At 50.5% G+C, this 16460-nt stretch carries 19 protein-coding genes and 1 other annotated feature; of the genes, 2 read left to right on the plus strand and 17 right to left on the minus strand.

Going from position 1 to position 16460, the window contains the following annotated elements:
- The first annotated feature begins 16 nt into the window (after positions 1–16).
- Entirely contained in the window at positions 17–208 is a 192-nt protein-coding gene (gene hemP / locus NA197_RS02095; protein ID WP_000089115.1) for a hemin uptake protein HemP, read from the plus strand.
- Between the two features lie 35 nt (positions 209–243).
- Here the strand turns inward: hemP and selO are convergent, their stop codons facing one another.
- The 16 genes from selO to NA197_RS02175 all read right to left on the minus strand — a co-directional run bounded on the left by selO (position 244) and on the right by NA197_RS02175 (position 14482).
- A complete protein-coding gene (gene selO, locus NA197_RS02100) occupies positions 244–1686 on the minus strand; it encodes a protein adenylyltransferase SelO (RefSeq protein ID WP_023234482.1) in 1443 nt (480 codons plus the stop codon).
- Between the two features lie 61 nt (positions 1687–1747).
- Positions 1748–2461, minus strand: coding sequence for an anti-FlhDC factor YdiV (ydiV, locus tag NA197_RS02105; RefSeq protein WP_064043043.1), 714 nt, complete (start codon positions 2459–2461; stop codon positions 1748–1750).
- Between the two features lie 313 nt (positions 2462–2774).
- Positions 2775–3239, minus strand: coding sequence for a C40 family peptidase (locus tag NA197_RS02110; RefSeq protein WP_001213256.1), 465 nt, complete (start codon positions 3237–3239; stop codon positions 2775–2777).
- Between the two features lie 76 nt (positions 3240–3315).
- Positions 3316–4065, minus strand: coding sequence for a vitamin B12 ABC transporter ATP-binding protein BtuD (btuD, locus tag NA197_RS02115; protein ID WP_000080607.1), 750 nt, complete (start codon positions 4063–4065; stop codon positions 3316–3318).
- Positions 4065–4616 carry a glutathione peroxidase gene (locus NA197_RS02120; protein ID WP_064043044.1) on the minus strand — a complete coding sequence of 184 codons (552 nt, stop codon included), beginning with the start codon at positions 4614–4616 and terminating at the stop codon, positions 4065–4067. The genes btuD and NA197_RS02120 overlap by 1 nt, the downstream gene beginning before the upstream one ends.
- Before the next feature lie 91 nt (positions 4617–4707).
- On the minus strand, positions 4708–5688 hold the full coding sequence (gene btuC, locus NA197_RS02125) for a vitamin B12 ABC transporter permease BtuC (protein WP_000954984.1): 981 nt from the start codon (positions 5686–5688) through the stop codon (positions 4708–4710).
- A 202-nt stretch (positions 5689–5890) separates the two neighbouring features.
- Complete coding sequence (ihfA, locus tag NA197_RS02130; RefSeq protein ID WP_001229266.1) at positions 5891–6190, minus strand: integration host factor subunit alpha; 300 nt, start codon at positions 6188–6190, stop codon at positions 5891–5893.
- 4 nt (positions 6191–6194) lie between these two features.
- Positions 6195–8582, minus strand: a complete 2388-nt coding sequence (gene pheT / locus NA197_RS02135; protein WP_000672402.1) for a phenylalanine--tRNA ligase subunit beta — start codon at positions 8580–8582, stop codon at positions 6195–6197.
- A gap of 15 nt (positions 8583–8597) precedes the next feature.
- Positions 8598–9581: a phenylalanine--tRNA ligase subunit alpha gene (gene pheS / locus NA197_RS02140; protein ID WP_000018570.1), complete on the minus strand. Its 984-nt coding sequence runs from the start codon at positions 9579–9581 to the stop codon at positions 8598–8600.
- A gap of 62 nt (positions 9582–9643) precedes the next feature.
- Positions 9644–9767: a sequence feature (Phe leader region), on the minus strand.
- Entirely contained in the window at positions 9718–9762 is a 45-nt protein-coding gene (gene pheM / locus NA197_RS02145) for a pheST operon leader peptide PheM (protein WP_001386830.1), read from the minus strand. (Overlaps the previous feature by 45 nt.)
- A gap of 115 nt (positions 9768–9882) precedes the next feature.
- Entirely contained in the window at positions 9883–10239 is a 357-nt protein-coding gene (gene rplT, locus NA197_RS02150) for a 50S ribosomal protein L20 (protein WP_000124850.1), read from the minus strand.
- 50 nt (positions 10240–10289) lie between these two features.
- A complete protein-coding gene (gene rpmI / locus NA197_RS02155) occupies positions 10290–10487 on the minus strand; it encodes a 50S ribosomal protein L35 (RefSeq protein ID WP_001124225.1) in 198 nt (65 codons plus the stop codon).
- Between the two features lie 95 nt (positions 10488–10582).
- Entirely contained in the window at positions 10583–11125 is a 543-nt protein-coding gene (gene infC, locus NA197_RS02160; protein WP_001574431.1) for a translation initiation factor IF-3, read from the minus strand.
- Positions 11126–11128: 3 nt separating this feature from the next.
- Complete coding sequence (gene thrS / locus NA197_RS02165; protein ID WP_001144226.1) at positions 11129–13057, minus strand: threonine--tRNA ligase; 1929 nt, start codon at positions 13055–13057, stop codon at positions 11129–11131.
- Positions 13058–13316: 259 nt separating this feature from the next.
- Positions 13317–14171, minus strand: a complete 855-nt coding sequence (locus NA197_RS02170) for a DNA/RNA non-specific endonuclease (protein WP_064043045.1) — start codon at positions 14169–14171, stop codon at positions 13317–13319.
- Between the two features lie 20 nt (positions 14172–14191).
- Positions 14192–14482 (minus strand): hypothetical protein, encoded by a 291-nt coding sequence (locus NA197_RS02175; protein ID WP_023239557.1) that lies wholly within the window; start codon positions 14480–14482, stop codon positions 14192–14194.
- Between the two features lie 142 nt (positions 14483–14624).
- Here NA197_RS02175 and NA197_RS02180 point away from each other — a divergent pair, with 142 nt between their 5' ends.
- Positions 14625–15584 carry a lipid A deacylase LpxR family protein gene (locus NA197_RS02180; RefSeq protein WP_001046434.1) on the plus strand — a complete coding sequence of 320 codons (960 nt, stop codon included), beginning with the start codon at positions 14625–14627 and terminating at the stop codon, positions 15582–15584.
- A gap of 48 nt (positions 15585–15632) precedes the next feature.
- Here the strand turns inward: NA197_RS02180 and NA197_RS02185 are convergent, their stop codons facing one another.
- Positions 15633–16391 (minus strand): DUF481 domain-containing protein, encoded by a 759-nt coding sequence (locus NA197_RS02185; RefSeq protein ID WP_000770981.1) that lies wholly within the window; start codon positions 16389–16391, stop codon positions 15633–15635.
- Positions 16392–16460: the final 69 nt, after the last annotated feature.

Below are 16460 nucleotides of genomic sequence, written 5' to 3' on the forward strand. Positions count from 1 at the left end.
ATTATTAATAAATAACATGTCGCGTATGGATAACACCGAGCTGCCTCACCCTAAGGAAATAGACAATGAAACGCTTCTCCCTGCCGCTGAACGGCGCGTCAACAGTCAGGCGCTATTAGGTCCGGACGGCAAAGTCATTATCGATCACAACGGTCAGGAGTATCTGTTGCGCAAAACTCAGGCCGGTAAGCTGCTGTTAACCAAATAGCGCTCCCGCCAGCAGACGATGCTGCTGGCATCTGGCTAACTTGAACAACTGACCTCCAGCCGCTTTCCCCACTCCGGCGGTCGGCTGGCATAGTCATCATCTCGATCGGTAAAAGGTTGACGTAAAACTTCATGCAACCGATGCAGTTCCGCCATGTCTCCTTGTTCAGCCGCATCTATCGCGCGTTGCGCCAGCCAGTTGCGCAACACAACCGCAGGATTCACGCGTTGCATCTGCTGCTGGCGCAGCGCGTCATCCACCGCCTCTGTGCGCAATCGCGCCCGGTAGCGATCGAACCAGGCATCGAACGCCGCGCGATCGATAAACGTATCCCGCAACGGCGAGGAAGCGCTCTGTTGCTCCGTATGGCTTAACATCCGAAATGTACGGGTATAGTCACTCCCTTCGCGCGCCATCAGACTAAACAATTCATTCAGTAAAGCGTTATCGTCTTTTTGCTCGGTAAAGAAGCCCAGCTTCTGGCGCATTCGCTGCCCATAGTGCGTTAACAACGCGTCCTGGTAGCGATCCAGCGCTCTGTTTAACGCGTCGATCTCAATAAAAGGGGTTAACGTCTGCGCCAGACGTTGTAAATTCCACAGCGCCACCGACGGTTGATTATCGAAGCGGTAACGTCCCTGATGATCGGAATGGTTGCCAATGAAGCCGGGATCGTAGTCGTCGAGAAAACCAAAGGGGCCATAGTCGATGGTCAGCCCCAGAATCGACATGTTATCCGTATTCATAACGCCGTGCGAAAAACCGACGGTTTGCCACTCGGCGATGAGTCTTCCGGTACGCGCCGCCACCTCTTCAAACCACAAAGCATATTTTTCCGGGACATCCTGCCATTGCGGCCAGTAATGACGAATAGCGAAATCAGCCAGTTGCTGAACTTTTTCCGGCTCACGGCGGTAGTAGAAATGTTCGAAATGACCAAAACGCATATGACTTTGCGCCAGACGCATTAACATCGCGCCCGTTTCCTGCGTCTCTCGCTGAACCGGCGTATCGCTGGCTACGATAGATAACGCGCGCGTAGTGGGAATACCCAGATAATGCATGGCTTCGCTGGCAAGACTTTCTCGTATGGTTGAACGCAGGACGGCGCGTCCATCCCCCATTCGCGAATAGGGTGTTAATCCGGCGCCTTTCAGATGCCAGTCGAGGGTCGAGCCATCCGCCAGGAGCTGTTCGCCCAGCAAAATACCGCGTCCGTCGCCGAGTTGTCCCGCCCAGATGCCGAACTGATGCCCGCTATATACCTGCGCGACAGGCGACATACCGGGTAATAAGGTTTCGCCGCCCCAAACGCCAGCGCCATTGGTAGCGTCAAATAACGAAGCGGGAATGGCTAACTGCTGCGCCAGTTCGTCGTTATACCAAATCAGTCGCGCATTTTTTAACGGTGTGGGTAAAAGCGCGGTATACGTTGCTGGCAATTCATCGCGCCAACGGGCAGTAAAAGACAGGGTCATAGGGCCTCCTGTCTTCAGTGTAGACGGTTAATCACCGGTTAAACACCGGCAAACAGAAAGGTTATCGCTGAACGAGTTTAATGAGCTGGCTTACCGGCACCGAAGGCCATAGTCCGCCCTGGAATGCGCTAAACCCCAATGGCGCTGCGCGCGCAAACATCGCCTCAGTATCAATACCGGCAATCATCAGCGACTCGCAGCTGGAGGAGATCTGGGCAACGATAGCGTGCATGAATGGTTCGAATGAGATCATTTCAGCTCGCTGCTGAATAAAATTTTTATCCAACATGACTCGTTTGAAAAGCCCATCGAAAATAGCTTTAGTCGACGCCTCGCCTGCCCCAAAAATTGCCAGCATTAATGGGAAATGCATTGCCAGATTAGCTAACGTTTCATTGTTTTTGCCCTGGTTTAACCCAGGATAATTCTCATTTATAGCTAATTCAAGAAACGGAAAGCGCGCTGCCCGGGAAAAAAGTTCGCTATCTAATAATAATAAGTCACTAATTGCAGGCGGTAAATTAAGCCATGCAATAAGTTTATGCTGAATAAAAAAGTGCTGACAGGTTTCTAACAACGCCAGTTTTTCAACAAACAGATAGTATTGTTCCTCCACCGAAAGGCGAGGCGCTACCAACTCAGTCGGCATCCGCACGGCACCGTCTTCAGCGGCAAACGTTGCAATAATCTCTAAACCAACAAGCCGAGCGTTTTCATCCATGACGGGAAGGAAAAAGAGTTCGGAATGGTAAAGCTCATCAAGTGAAGCAATCATTACGCCAGTCCCATGGTTAGGGCGCTATTCGCCATCCAGTCACTACGGACGGAAACAGACGTAACTTCAGATACTAATTGAAGCGTCATCATTTTTCTTGTTTACCGGTGAACCGGTTCCTTTTTTTAACTTACTCTGATTATAAACCAATATCCAATGTTGTACTTTTAACAGGGCGTGAACACGCCCGTTTTTAATAAAAGTACGTTTGTAAATGCTACGGTTATATCATTATATATGATGACAACAGATGTCATAAGTTCAACCGGCGATATGTTAAAAATAGACTATAAAATTTATATCGTCTGCGAGGTTAAATTCGCCGTGCCTGCCAGAAGTTTTTTCGCCAGTACACATTATCCAGCGATGAACGCATCACGCCACGACTGGTAGAGGCATGAATAAACTCATTATTTGTATCGTAAATACCAACATGTAAACCACTTTCGCCCGAACCGGTTTTAAAGAAAACCAAATCTCCGGGCAGCAATTCATCTTTATCGATTCTGGTGCCGATTTTTGATTGTTCACGCGTATCACGAGGCAACTGCAAATCAAACTTGTCGCGCATAGTGACTACCACAAAGCCGGAACAGTCCACGCCTCTGCGACTCATGCCGCCGTAGCGGTATGGCGTACCGCGCCAGGACTGCAACTGATCGTTCAGACCCGCAATGACGGTAATGGAGTCTGATAATCTGGCATTTGGCGCCGGTGCCCGATGAGTACTGCATCCTGCCAGGAACAATGCTGTGATAACAAGAAGCCAAAAACGCATGCCGCAACAATCCTCTGTTTTTATTTTGGTATTAATTTAGCGTCGAAATTACCTGCTTTTCAAGAAACGATTTTACTTAAGTGGCCGAAATGAGCATTGGATGCCCCTCGACGTCGAGTCGTCGAAAGCGCAGACCGTAGGCTTGCGCCAGATAAGAGGGGGTGAGCACCTCTTCCCGGCGGCCGCAGGCAATGAGTTTACCGCGCTTTAGTAACCAGGCTTTATGCGCATGGCGCAGCGTGTGGTTCAGATCGTGGCTACTCATCACAATCGCAATTCCTGCCTGACATAAATGATGTAATACCCGATCCAGAGCGTTTTGTTGCGCAACATCGAGACTGTTCATCGGCTCATCAAGCAGCAATAATTGACCGACCGGATTAGCGTCGGGATGAATTTGTAGTACAACGGCAGCAAGGCGAACACGCTGCCACTCGCCACCGGAAAGCTGATTCACGCTTCGCCCCAGTTTGTCGCCCAATCCAAGCATATCGGCCACCTCGTTAAGCTGCCCGGTTCGCGTTTTATCAGGTTGATGCAATGTCAGGTAATGCCAGACCGGCATGGCGAACGGCGGATTTTGCTGTTGCGCAAGATAAGCGCGGTGTTGGGCAAGCGTTGCCGTCGCCCATGCCTCCAGCGGCGCTCCGCCAAACCTGATGCTCCCCTCGCCGGAGGTTAACCCCGCCATACGCGCCAGTAGCGTGCTTTTCCCGGCACCGTTCGGCCCGACAAGATGAAGGATCTCTCCTGCGCTTACTTCGCCGGAAAGCGGCCCCAGGCGGGTGCTCTCGGCGACATCCTTTAATTGCATCAATTGAGACATTATTTTGCCAACGCGATTTTTATGCTTTCCATCACAATAGGATCTTCAGGCGTCATATCCGGCGAAAAACGCTGTACCACCTGACCATCCCGGCCTACCAAAAATTTTTCAAAATTCCACAGAATATCATCCGGATAGAGTGGCGTACGCCCTTTGCTTACCATCCGTTCGTAAAAGCCGCTCTTCTCCGGCGCGACTGCCGTTGGCGCAGCGGCTATCAGTTTTTGATACAGCGGATGGCGCGCGTCGCCATTCACATCAATTTTACTGAACATCGGGAACGTGATGCCCCAGGTGCTGGCGCAATAGGTTTTAATCTCCTCTTCGCTGCCTGGCTCCTGCCCCATAAACTGGTTGCAGGGAAAACCCAACACGACAAGCCCCTGATCTGCCCACGCCTTCTGGATATTTTCCAGCTGTTCATATTGCGGCGTCAGGCCACATCTGGAAGCGACGTTTACAATGAGCAGCACTTTTCCGGCGTATTTTTCAAGTGTAGTGACCTCTCTATCAATCGTCGTAACGTGAGTATTAAGAAGCGAGTTTTGCATGGTGTCTCCCTGATGTCGGTAGAATAGCGGGTTTCATCGTTAGCCTTTAATCATAGACTGCGAATGATGAAAGCAGTTGTTTACCGATGCGCTAACGCGCGGATTTGAGCAGCAGCCAGATAAACACTGGCGCCCCCAATGTGGCGGTGACCACCCCGATAGGCAGTTCAGCCGACGCCAGCGCCAGTCGGGCGACCACATCAGCCAATAGCAGAGCGATAGCCCCGGCCAGCGCGCAGCCGGGAAGTAAAACCCGGTGATCGGTTAAACCACATAAGCGCAGGATGTGCGGAATAACCAGACCGATAAAACCAATCGCCCCCGCCATCGCCACGCTGACGCCCACCATCCAGCCGGTGGCGACGACCAACAAATTGCGCCAGAACCACAGCGGCAGGCCAAGCTGCCGCGCCGAGGTTTCCCCTAGCGCCAGCATATTCAGCGGTTGCGACTGGCAACATATCCAGATCAGTACCGGGATGAGCGCAATCATTAGCCAGCTCTGCTGCCAGTCAACGCCGCCAAATCCTCCCATCATCCAGTACATTAATTGCCGCAGATCGAAAGAGGTGGAAAAATAGATAGCCCACGTCATCAGCGCGCTACAGATAATGCCCAGCGCGACGCCCGCCAACAACAAGCGGCTGGTAGAGAGATGGCGACGCGCAAAACGCAGCAGGATTAACGTAATAATGAGCGCGCCGGCTATAGCGCACAGCCCCAGCGCCCATCCTGGCAGTTGCCCCTGCCCCAGTAAGACGGCGGCAATAAGCCCAACACCGGCCCCATTCGAAACGCCGAGCAGACCCGGTTCAGCAAGTGGGTTTTCAAACAGCGCCTGCATCACGGCGCCAGATAGCGCCAGCGCAGCGCCAACCAGCAATACCGCAAGCGTGCGGGGAAGGCGAATTTGCCAGACAAACAGTTCCCCCCGGGCGCTTAACCAGTCACCGGGGGCAATCCACTGTTCGCCTGCGCATAAGCTCAGAAGTGTAGCCAGTAGCACCAGCAGTGACAGGCTCAGAAGCCAGCGAACGTTTCGTCGCTGTTGTTGGCGGGCAAAAGTCAGCATGTTATCCATTCAGCTGAAAAGAGGTAGCGTGATTTTACGGTGGGTATCCTTTACTTGAAAGAAAAAAGGCCGCAATGCGGCCTTTTTAGTTATACGGGTCATCTTTCAGGCTGACAAATACGCTGTCATCCCGCTGATCTACTTTCGGGATGGCAGCGTATCTGCCGCAATACACCCTGATGGATGTTATGCCTGGATCTGATTACTCTTCTTTGGGCGAAGCGTTTTCGACCCGGCTCTTTAACTTCTGCCCGGGTCTGAAGGTCACCACGCGCCGTGCTGTAATAGGAATATCTTCACCCGTTTTCGGGTTACGCCCCGGACGTTGATTTTTATCACGCAGATCGAAGTTACCAAAACCAGAGAGTTTCACCTGCTCACCGTTTTCCAGAGCACGACGGATCTCTTCGAAAAACAGTTCAACCAGTTCTTTGGCATCCCGCTTGCTAAGCCCAAGCTTATCAAACAGATATTCTGACATTTCAGCTTTTGTAAGCGCCATAGGTTCAATCCCTCAATGATGCCTGGAATCGCTCTTTTAATGCCTCTACACATTTGGCGACGGTAGCGGCAATCTCCTCTTCTTCGAGTGTACGGTTGGTATCCTGAAGGATCAGGCTGATAGCGAGGCTCTTATAACCCTCCGCAACACCCTTACCGCGGTACACGTCAAATAAGTTTACGCCAACTACCTGATTTACGCCAACTTTCTTACATTCGGATAAAATATCCGCTGCGGGAACGTTTTCTGCAACAACAACCGCAATATCGCGACGGTTGGCCGGGAAGCGTGAAATCTCCCGCGCCTGCGGCACGATACGGTCTGCGAGCTTATTCCATTCCAGTTCAAACACCAGCGTACGACCATTCAGATCCAGTTTACGTTCCAGTTCAGGGTGAACAACCCCAATAAAACCAATACGTTCATCTTTCAGATAAATCGCCGCAGACTGTCCCGGATGCAGAGCCGGATTCATCTCCGCCTTAAACTGGATATCACCCAGTTTGCCGGTTAAATCCAATACTGCTTCCAGATCGCCTTTCAAATCATAGAAATCAACGGTCTCTTTTGCCAGGTTCCAGTGCTCATCATAGCGGTTACCGCAAATCACGCCAGCCAGCATCAGATCCTGTCGAATACCCAGATTGGCTTGTGTATCCGGAACGAAACGTAAACCGGTTTCAAAAATACGCACGCGATTCTGCTGACGGTTTTGGTTATAGACCACCGTTGCCAGCAATCCGCTCCACAGAGACAGACGCATCGCCGACATCTCAACGGAGATAGGGTTCGGCAGCAGCAGCGCTTCTGCGCCTGGATGGATGAGCTGTTGTACTTTAGGATCGACAAAACTATAGGTAATCACTTCCTGATAGCCTTTGTCGTTCAGCATGGTTTTAACCCGCTTCAACGACAGATCGGCTTCACGGTGCGTCCCCATGATTAAACCGGCCTGGATTGGCTCGTCCGGAATATTGTTATAGCCGTAAACGCGGGCCACCTCTTCCACCAGATCTTCTTCAATCTCCATATCGAAACGCCAGGTCGGCGCCACGGCTTTCCACTCGTCCTGCCCTTCGGTCACTTCACAGCCCAGACGACGCAGAATATCACTGACCTGCTCATCCGCAATATGATGCCCGATCAGGCGATCCAGTTTACTGCGACGCAGAGTAATGGTGGCGCGTTTCGGCAACGTTGCTTCGTTGCTCACATCAATTATCGGACCCGCATCACCGCCACAGATATCAAGAAGCAGACGAGTAGCGCGCTCTATCGCTTTATATTGCAGCGCCGGGTCCACCCCGCGCTCGTAGCGGTGAGACGCATCGGTATGCAGACCGTGGCGGCGAGCGCGACCGGTGATAGACAGCGGATTAAAGTACGCACACTCCAGCAGCACATTTTGCGTTTCGCCGTTCACGCCGGAATGTTCGCCGCCAAAAATACCGGCTATCCCCAGCGCCTTATGGTGATCGGCGATCACCAGCGTGTCCGCATTTAACGTCGCTTCGCTACCGTCCAGCAGGACGACGGTTTCACCCTCTTTTGCCATCCGCACGACAATACCGCCATCAATGCGATCTTTATCGAAAGCATGCATTGGCTGACCCAGTTCGAGCAGCACATAGTTCGTGACGTCAACCACCGCATCGATGGAGCGAATACCGCAGCGACGCAGTTTCTCTTTCATCCACAGCGGCGTCGGCGCGTTAACATTGATGCCTTTTACCACCCGGCCCAGATAGCGTGGACACGCATCAGCGGCCTCTACTGTAATCGGCAGCGTATCGCTGATAGTTGCCGTAACCGGCGCCATTTCAGGCTCCTGGAGCGGCGCTTTGTTCAGTACCGCCACATCACGCGCAACGCCGATGATACCTAAGCAATCCGCACGGTTCGGCGTGACGCTAATTTCGATGGTATTGTCGTCAAGCTTCAGGTATTCACGGATATCGGTACCCAGCGGCGCATCCGCCGGCAGTTCGATAATGCCGCTGTGATCGTCAGAAATCCCCAGTTCGGAGAAGGAGCACAGCATCCCTTCAGACGGTTCGCCGCGCAGTTTCGCCGCTTTAATTTTGAAATCGCCCGGCAGGATGGCGCCAATGGTGGCCACCGCTACTTTCAGCCCCTGACGACAGTTTGGCGCGCCGCAGACGATATCCAACAGGCGTTCTCCGCCAACGTTGACTTTCGTTACACGCAATTTGTCAGCGTTCGGATGCTGGGCGCACTCAACCACTTCCCCAACCACAACGCCATTGAAGCTTCCCGCGACCGGCTCAACGCCGTCTACTTCCAGGCCAGCCATCGTAATCTGGTTAGCCAACGCATCGCTATCAATTGCCGGGTTAACCCACTCGCGTAACCACAGTTCGCTGAATTTCATTGTTTTATCCTGCCTTTATTTAAACTGTTTAAGGAAACGCAGATCGTTTTCGAAGAATGAACGCAGGTCGGTGACGCCGTAACGCAACATGGTCAGACGTTCCATCCCCATACCAAAAGCGAAGCCAGAATAGATTTCCGGATCGATACCGACATTACGCAGCACATTCGGATGCACCATCCCGCAGCCCAACACCTCCAGCCATTTACCGTTTTTACCCATCACATCCACTTCCGCAGAAGGTTCGGTAAACGGAAAATAAGAAGGACGGAAGCGAATCTGCAGATCCTCCTCAAAGAAATTACGCAGGAAGTCGTGCAGCGTACCTTTGAGGTTGGTGAAGCTGATGTTGGTATCAACAATCAGACCTTCCATCTGATGGAACATCGGAGTATGCGTCTGGTCGTAGTCATTACGGTATACACGGCCCGGCGCAATAATACGGATCGGCGGTTGCTGCGCTTTCATCGTCCGGATCTGAACGCCAGACGTCTGGGTCCGCAGCAGACGGGTCGCGTCAAACCAGAAGGTATCATGATCGGCGCGGGCCGGATGATGACCCGGAATGTTTAACGCATCGAAGTTATGGTAGTCATCTTCGATTTCCGGGCCAGTCGCCACGGTAAAACCAAGCTCGCCGAAGAAACTTTCAATACGGTCAATGGTACGCGTGACCGGATGCAGACCGCCGTTCTCAATACGGCGCCCCGGCAGGGAGATATCGATGGTTTCAGCGGCCAGACGGGCGTTAAGCGCTGCGCTTTCCAGCTCGGCTTTACGCGCGTTAAGAGCCTGTTGTACCTGCTCTTTCGCGGCGTTAATGACTGCCCCGGCTGCCGGACGCTCTTCCGGCGGCAGATCGCGTAGGGTCGTCATCTGAAGGGTTAAATGCCCTTTCTTGCCCAAATATTCGACGCGTACATTGTCTAACGCGGCAACATCTGACGCCTGGTTAATGGCGGCCGCTGCATTGGCAACCAGCTCTGCGAGATGTGACATGGTTTTCCTCATTGTGTCGGTGAAGACACCGGTTCATTGGACGTAATCTCTCGATTTCAGATACAAAAAAAGCCTCCATCAGGAGGCTTTTTTGCGCTGTTTTTCGTTTCGTTTTTCACGCGCTAGCCTCCTGGGATCAGGTGCTAAAGTAAAAAAAGAAACGGAAAATAGCAGCGTTCATGCTTGCGTTACCTTATGTGGTAAAACCGAATATCCTTTATTGAAAAGGGTTACAGGTCAATTGTCAACTCACTGAACAGTAAATAAAAGAGAGGGAGCCAGGCTCCCTCTTTTCACTGGCTTATGCCAGAGCTGCTTTCGCTTTTTCAACCAGCGCGGTGAACGCGACTTTGTCGAATACGGCGATATCAGCCAGGATCTTACGGTCGATTTCAACAGAGGCTTTTTTCAGGCCGTTGATGAATTTGCTGTAAGAAATACCGTTCTGACGTGCTGCTGCGTTGATACGCGCAATCCACAGTTGACGGAACTGACGCTTACGTTGACGACGGTCACGGTAAGCATACTGACCAGCTTTGATAACTGCCTGGAAGGCAACGCGGTATACGCGAGAACGCGCACCGTAGTAGCCTTTGGCTTGTTTCAAAATTTTCTTGTGACGTGCGCGTGCAATTACACCACGTTTTACGCGAGCCATATGTGCTCTCCTGTATCTATTCTAATTAAAAAGTTAAAAACGTTAACGGCTTATGCGTACGGCAGGCACGCGATAACCAGGCCCAGATCGCCTTTAGAAACCATGGCTTTCGGACGCAGGTGACGTTTACGTTTAGTCGCTTTTTTGGTCAGAATGTGACGCAGGTTAGCGTGCTTGTGCTTAAAACCACCTTTACCGGTTTTTTTGAAGCGCTTAGCAGCACCGCGTACGGTCTTAATTTTTGGCATTTTAATAACTTCCACTTCGCATTGTTAATAAACGAAACATAGGCGAACAAAACCTGTGAAGCCCGAAGGCTTCACAGAATTGTTACTTGAAGGCCTTACTGTTTCTTCTTAGGAGCAAGCACCATGATCATCTGACGGCCTTCGATCTTCGTTGGGAAGGATTCGACCACTGCCAGTTCTTGCAAATCGTCTTTCACGCGATTAAGCACTTCCATACCGATTTGCTGGTGGGCCATTTCACGACCGCGGAAACGCAGCGTGATTTTGGCCTTATCGCCCTCTTCGAGAAAGCGAATCAGGCTGCGGAGTTTTACCTGATAGTCGCCTTCATCTGTCCCAGGACGGAATTTAATTTCCTTCACCTGGATAACTTTTTGCTTTTTCTTCTGTTCCTTAGAAGACTTACTCTTTTCATAGAGGAATTTGCCGTAATCCATTATACGACAAACCGGCGGCTCGGCGTTAGGGCTGATTTCGACTAAGTCTACTCCGGCTTCTTCAGCTTTTTCCAGAGCTTCTCTCAGACTCACAATACCAAGCTGCTCGCCTTCCAGACCTGTTAAGCGAACTTCTTGCGCGCGAATTTCGCTATTAATACGATTCGGACGCGCCGTTTGAACTCGTTTTCCGCCTTTAATACTTTATTCCTCCAGTTGTTGAAGACTGCGGCTGCGAATCTCTTGTTGCAGCTTCTCAATCACGTCATTTACGTCCAGACTGCCCAGGTCTTTACCGCGGCGGGTGCGAACGGCAACTTTGCCTGCTTCCACCTCTTTATCACCACAGACCAACATATAAGGGACACGACGTAAAGTGTGCTCGCGGATTTTAAAGCCAATCTTCTCATTTCTCAAGTCTGCTTTTACACGAATGCCCGCATTTTGTAGTTTCTGCGTCAATTCGTTAACGTATTCAGACTGCGAATCGGTAATATTCATCACGACTACCTGAACAGGCGCGAGCCATGTCGGGAAGAAACCAGCGAACTCTTCGGTCAGGATACCGATGAAGCGTTCCATCGACCCAAGAATCGCACGGTGAATCATTACCGGCACCTTACGCTCGTTGTCTTCGCCTACATAGGAGGCGCTCAGACGAGACGGTAAGGAGAAGTCCAGCTGTACTGTACCGCACTGCCATGCACGATCGAGGCAGTCATATAAGGTAAATTCAATTTTCGGACCGTAGAATGCGCCTTCACCCAGTTGATACTCAAACGGGATATTATTTTCTTCCAGCGCAACCGCCAGATCCGCCTCAGCACGATCCCACATCTCATCGCTGCCGATACGCTTATCAGGACGAGTGGAAAGCTTGACGACGATCTTCTCGAAGCCAAAGGTGCTGTACATATCGTAGACCATACGAATACAAGCGTTAACTTCATCGCGGATCTGCTCTTCGGTGCAGAAGATATGCGCATCATCCTGCGTAAAGCCGCGTACGCGCATCAGACCATGCAGCGCGCCTGATGGCTCGTTACGGTGGCAGCTACCGAATTCCGCCATACGCAGCGGCAAATCACGATAGGATTTCAGACCCTGGTTAAAGATCTGAACGTGGCCCGGGCAGTTCATCGGCTTGATGCAATATTCGCGGTTTTCTGAAGATGTGGTGAACATCGCATCTTTATAGTTGTCCCAGTGCCCGGTTTTTTCCCACAGCACACGGTCCATCATGAACGGGCCTTTAACTTCTTGATACTGGTACTCTTTGAGTTTAGAACGAACAAAGACCTCCAGCTCGCGGAAGATAGTCCAGCCGTCGTTATGCCAGAACACCATGCCCGGCGCTTCTTCCTGCATATGATACAGGTCGAGCTGCTTACCAATTTTACGGTGGTCGCGTTTTGCGGCCTCTTCCAGGCGCTGCAGATAAGCGTTCAGGGCTTTTTTATCTGCCCATGCCGTACCGTAAATACGCTGCAACATCTTATTATTGCTGTCACCGCGCCAGTATGCGCCGGCAGTTTTCATCAGTTTAAAGTGATGGCAGAAACGCATATTCGGCACGTGCGGACCACGACACATGTCGACATATTCTTCATGATGGTACAAGCCTGGCTTGTCATCATGAGCAATGTTTTCATCAAGAATGGAAACTTTGTAGCTTTCACCACGCTTCACGAAGGTTTCACGCGCTTCGTGCCAGCTGACTTTCTTCTTGATAACGTCGTAATTTTTCTCGGCGAGCTCATGCATCCGCTTTTCGAGCGCTTCGACATCTTCCTGAGTTAGCGTGCGGTCAAGATCAACGTCATAGTAAAAACCGTTGTCGACAACCGGGCCGATCGCCATTTTCGTGTGCGGCCAAAGTTGCTTGATTGCGTGACCTAACAGATGCGCGCAAGAGTGACGAATGATCTCCAGACCCTCTTCATCTTTTGCGGTGATGATGGAAAGCGTCGCATCATTTTCAATCAGATCGGAAGCATCAACCAGCTCGCCATTCACACGGCCCGCAATGGTGGCTTTCGCCAGGCCAGGACCAATGTCCAGAGCAACATCCATCGGGCTTACAGGGTGGTCATAATGGCGTTGGCTGCCATCAGGAAGAGTAATAACAGGCATGTAATATCCTTATTTGCAGTGGTGACCCATACGCAAGATCACATACAAAGAGAAAATGAATTTATTGACAGTGAGTTGTGTATCCATCTAGCCAACCATTGCTAAATTGGCGCACAACCTTCGACACAGACGAAAATCGCTATTTTCGTCCGGCATGATGATGGTAACACTAAAAAAAGGGAGATTGCATCACTCTGTAGCAAATCAAGACCCTTGACAGGATTTCTCCGTTATCTTTCTACGCGCCCTATAGCGCTTCTCATCGACAACCTAACTTCTGCGCCAGACTCCCCTTTGTTGTTTTCACCTCGCTGGCTACCGCTTCAGGCAAAGCAGACCACAGCGTCAGCACTGGCTTCGTTTTATGTTCGATAGCCTCCACGGTAACCTGATAGTCGCAAAAATTCGCCGAACGGGGCGTATTCTGATCCATAATAAACGCAGCGTAATTTCCTTCACTTTTTGACGGCGCCGTTCCGGTGAATAAAACCTTCCAGTACCCGCTGGGAATTTCTACCGTCGCATCTTCTGGCAATGTGGCGATATGCCGCTCAAAAAGGGGGCCGGTCACTACGTGCACTACAGATACATCAGCCTGTTTGGCAAGTTCGCGCACCCGGTTTTCCAGTGCAGCCCATGCTCCCTGGTTCAGGGCGGATTTCTGCGGCGTAATATTCGATAAATAATTTAACGACGGCCAGTCCGAAACGCCGCCCAATCCTGCCAACGGCGCCTGGTGTCCCCTGTCGACTTTTAATAGCGTATGGGCATTTTTATAGGCCGAAGGGGCCAACGTATCCGAGGACGGTAAATCGGGGTCCTGCGCCCAGTTCCGCGGGCGACCGCTTGCCTGGCTGGTCTTTGTCACGCTATAGGCAACCCAGTTGGCAAATTTCGTGGCGCTATTATTATTGAGCGTATAGACATGGCGATAGATTGTTTGTTGACTTCCTCCTTGAGGACAGCCAACGCTACAGTTATCAGGTTGCTGAACGAGTACGTTACGATGGGGTAACTCGGGTGCCGATGTTGTATCCTGGGGAGGATACGATGTAGTACATGCGCTTAATAATACTACGGGCAGTAATTTTAGCAGATTAATGGTTTTATTCATTTTTTCTTCCTTAATAATAACTACCCTAATAATTCAGATGGCAATAATTTGGTTATATTACCCTGCCAGCCGTTAGATGCGCTCATCATTAAAGACAACACTATCACGGTAAAAATTAATAACAGATAAACATCGAAGCCATCAAAGAAAATGAGCTCAAAAGAATACAACATGATATTCATGTTGATACCAAAAAACATCGTATTATATGCATAATCGTGAAGCCAATAATTTCTCGCACTCAGATAGCGAATGAAAAATGGATATTCAATAATATCTGGCGCATGTTTTTTAACACCATTTTTCAACATTAAGGCAACGTATCCTCTCAATGACTCGCTGCTGGCAGGAGTTTAGTTATATTTAAAGGTTTAATAAGCACTGCGCATCATGCTGCTGTGCTTATTACTTTGTAAAAATAAGAGTATTCACTTTCATATTCAGGGGTAAAAAGTGAACAAATACAGCTATTGCGCAACGATGATTGCCGCCATACTCAGTACGACCACAATGGCCAATGCCAGTAGCCTTGCTATTTCAGTGGCGAATGATGATGCAGGTATATTTCAACCATCCTTAAATGCCCTTTACGGGCACAAGGCTGCAGACCGGGGTGATTATACTGCCGGGCTCTTTTTAGGCTACAGCCACGATCTCACTGACGCCAGTCAACTCTCTTTTCATATCGCGCAAGATATTTATTCTCCATCTGGCGCCAATAAGAGAAAGCCTGAAGCCGTCAAAGGCGACCGCGCGTTCAGCGCCTTTCTTCATACCGGACTGGAGTGGAATTCATTAGCCACCAATTGGTTACGTTATCGTTTAGGTACCGATATCGGCGTTATTGGTCCTGACGCAGGCGGTCAGGAGGTTCAGAATCGGGCGCATCGAATAATAGGCGCAGAAAAATACCCTGCCTGGCAGGATCAAATTGAAAACCGTTATGGTTACACGGCAAAAGGAATGGTCTCCCTTACGCCAGCTATTGATATTCTGGGTGTCAATGTGGGCTTCTATCCAGAAGTCTCTGCTGTCGGCGGCAATCTCTTCCAGTATTTGGGGTACGGCGCAACCGTTGCGCTGGGAAATGATAAGACCTTCAACTCTGATAATGGGTTTGGGTTACTGTCCCGCCGAGGGTTAATACACACTCAAAAAGAGGGATTGATCTATAAAGTATTTGCTGGCGTTGAGCGCAGGGAAGTTGATAAAAACTACACGTTACAGGGGAAAACGCTGCAAACAAAAATGGAAACGGTGGATATTAATAAAACCGTGGATGAATATCGCGTCGGTGCCACCATCGGCTATTCTCCCGTCGCATTTTCTCTTTCTTTAAACAAAGTTACGTCGGAATTTCGCACCGGAGACGACTATTCTTATATCAACGGCGACATCACCTTCTTCTTCTGAGGCGTCACCACGGAATAACCGGGTTACGTAACGTAACCCGGCGCAATATTACATCTTATAGCCCAGCGTTACCGTAGTGCGGCGATCGGTATGTTCAGGCGCTGATTCAGGCGGCTGCGAGTTCCACGTTAAATTATACCCCACCTTTAGACCAAAATGTTCGTTAATGGCGACATTGAGGGCTGTTTCCGAATTTAGTGTGGTGTCTTCTGCGCCAAATACTGACACCCCCTGTGTAAACTTAGCATTGTCAGTTAACTGCCAGGCATAGCTGCCGGAAGCATAACCCAACGGCTGCGTTTCAGTGGTATCGTCCGTATGTTCGTCATAGCGAACCCCTGGACCGAATTCAAAACGGAAGCTGTGCACTGGACCATTAAGGAACTGCCGCCCGTAACCGGCGGTCAGTACGTCGCGCTGACGATAACCGTTGAAACGGTCTGTCAGCCAACTGGCCTGGCCAAAGGTATAATCATAATCCGTCATATTAAAACGGTTACGCGCGCCTACCGCATATTTTTCTGAAGAGCGTTCATCATTAGAGGAGGTATTGCTGGCATTGCCCCATAATGACCAGGCGGTACGTTGTCCATACCAGGTCATCGCCGTGTCAGCCGTTAAGGAAGAACTTTTAGTATTGCCTGACTGAGCAAGGTAGCCCGCATTCAGATTACCTTCAAAAGGTTTTTTCGCGGTGGAGGGATCATCCATGACAGTAAAAACGGAATCATCGGCGGCGGCATACAGAGACGCGAACACGCCACCCGCCAGCATAACTACAGCGGGTACTGCCTTCAAAAGCTTCATTTATATAGAGTCCGTACAACTAAAAAAGAGACCACGACGGTCCCGGAAACTTTCATAGGGATCAATGAC

The sequence above is a fragment of the Salmonella sp. NW884 genome, assembly GCF_051700745.1.
Taxonomy (GTDB): domain Bacteria; phylum Pseudomonadota; class Gammaproteobacteria; order Enterobacterales; family Enterobacteriaceae; genus Salmonella; species Salmonella enterica.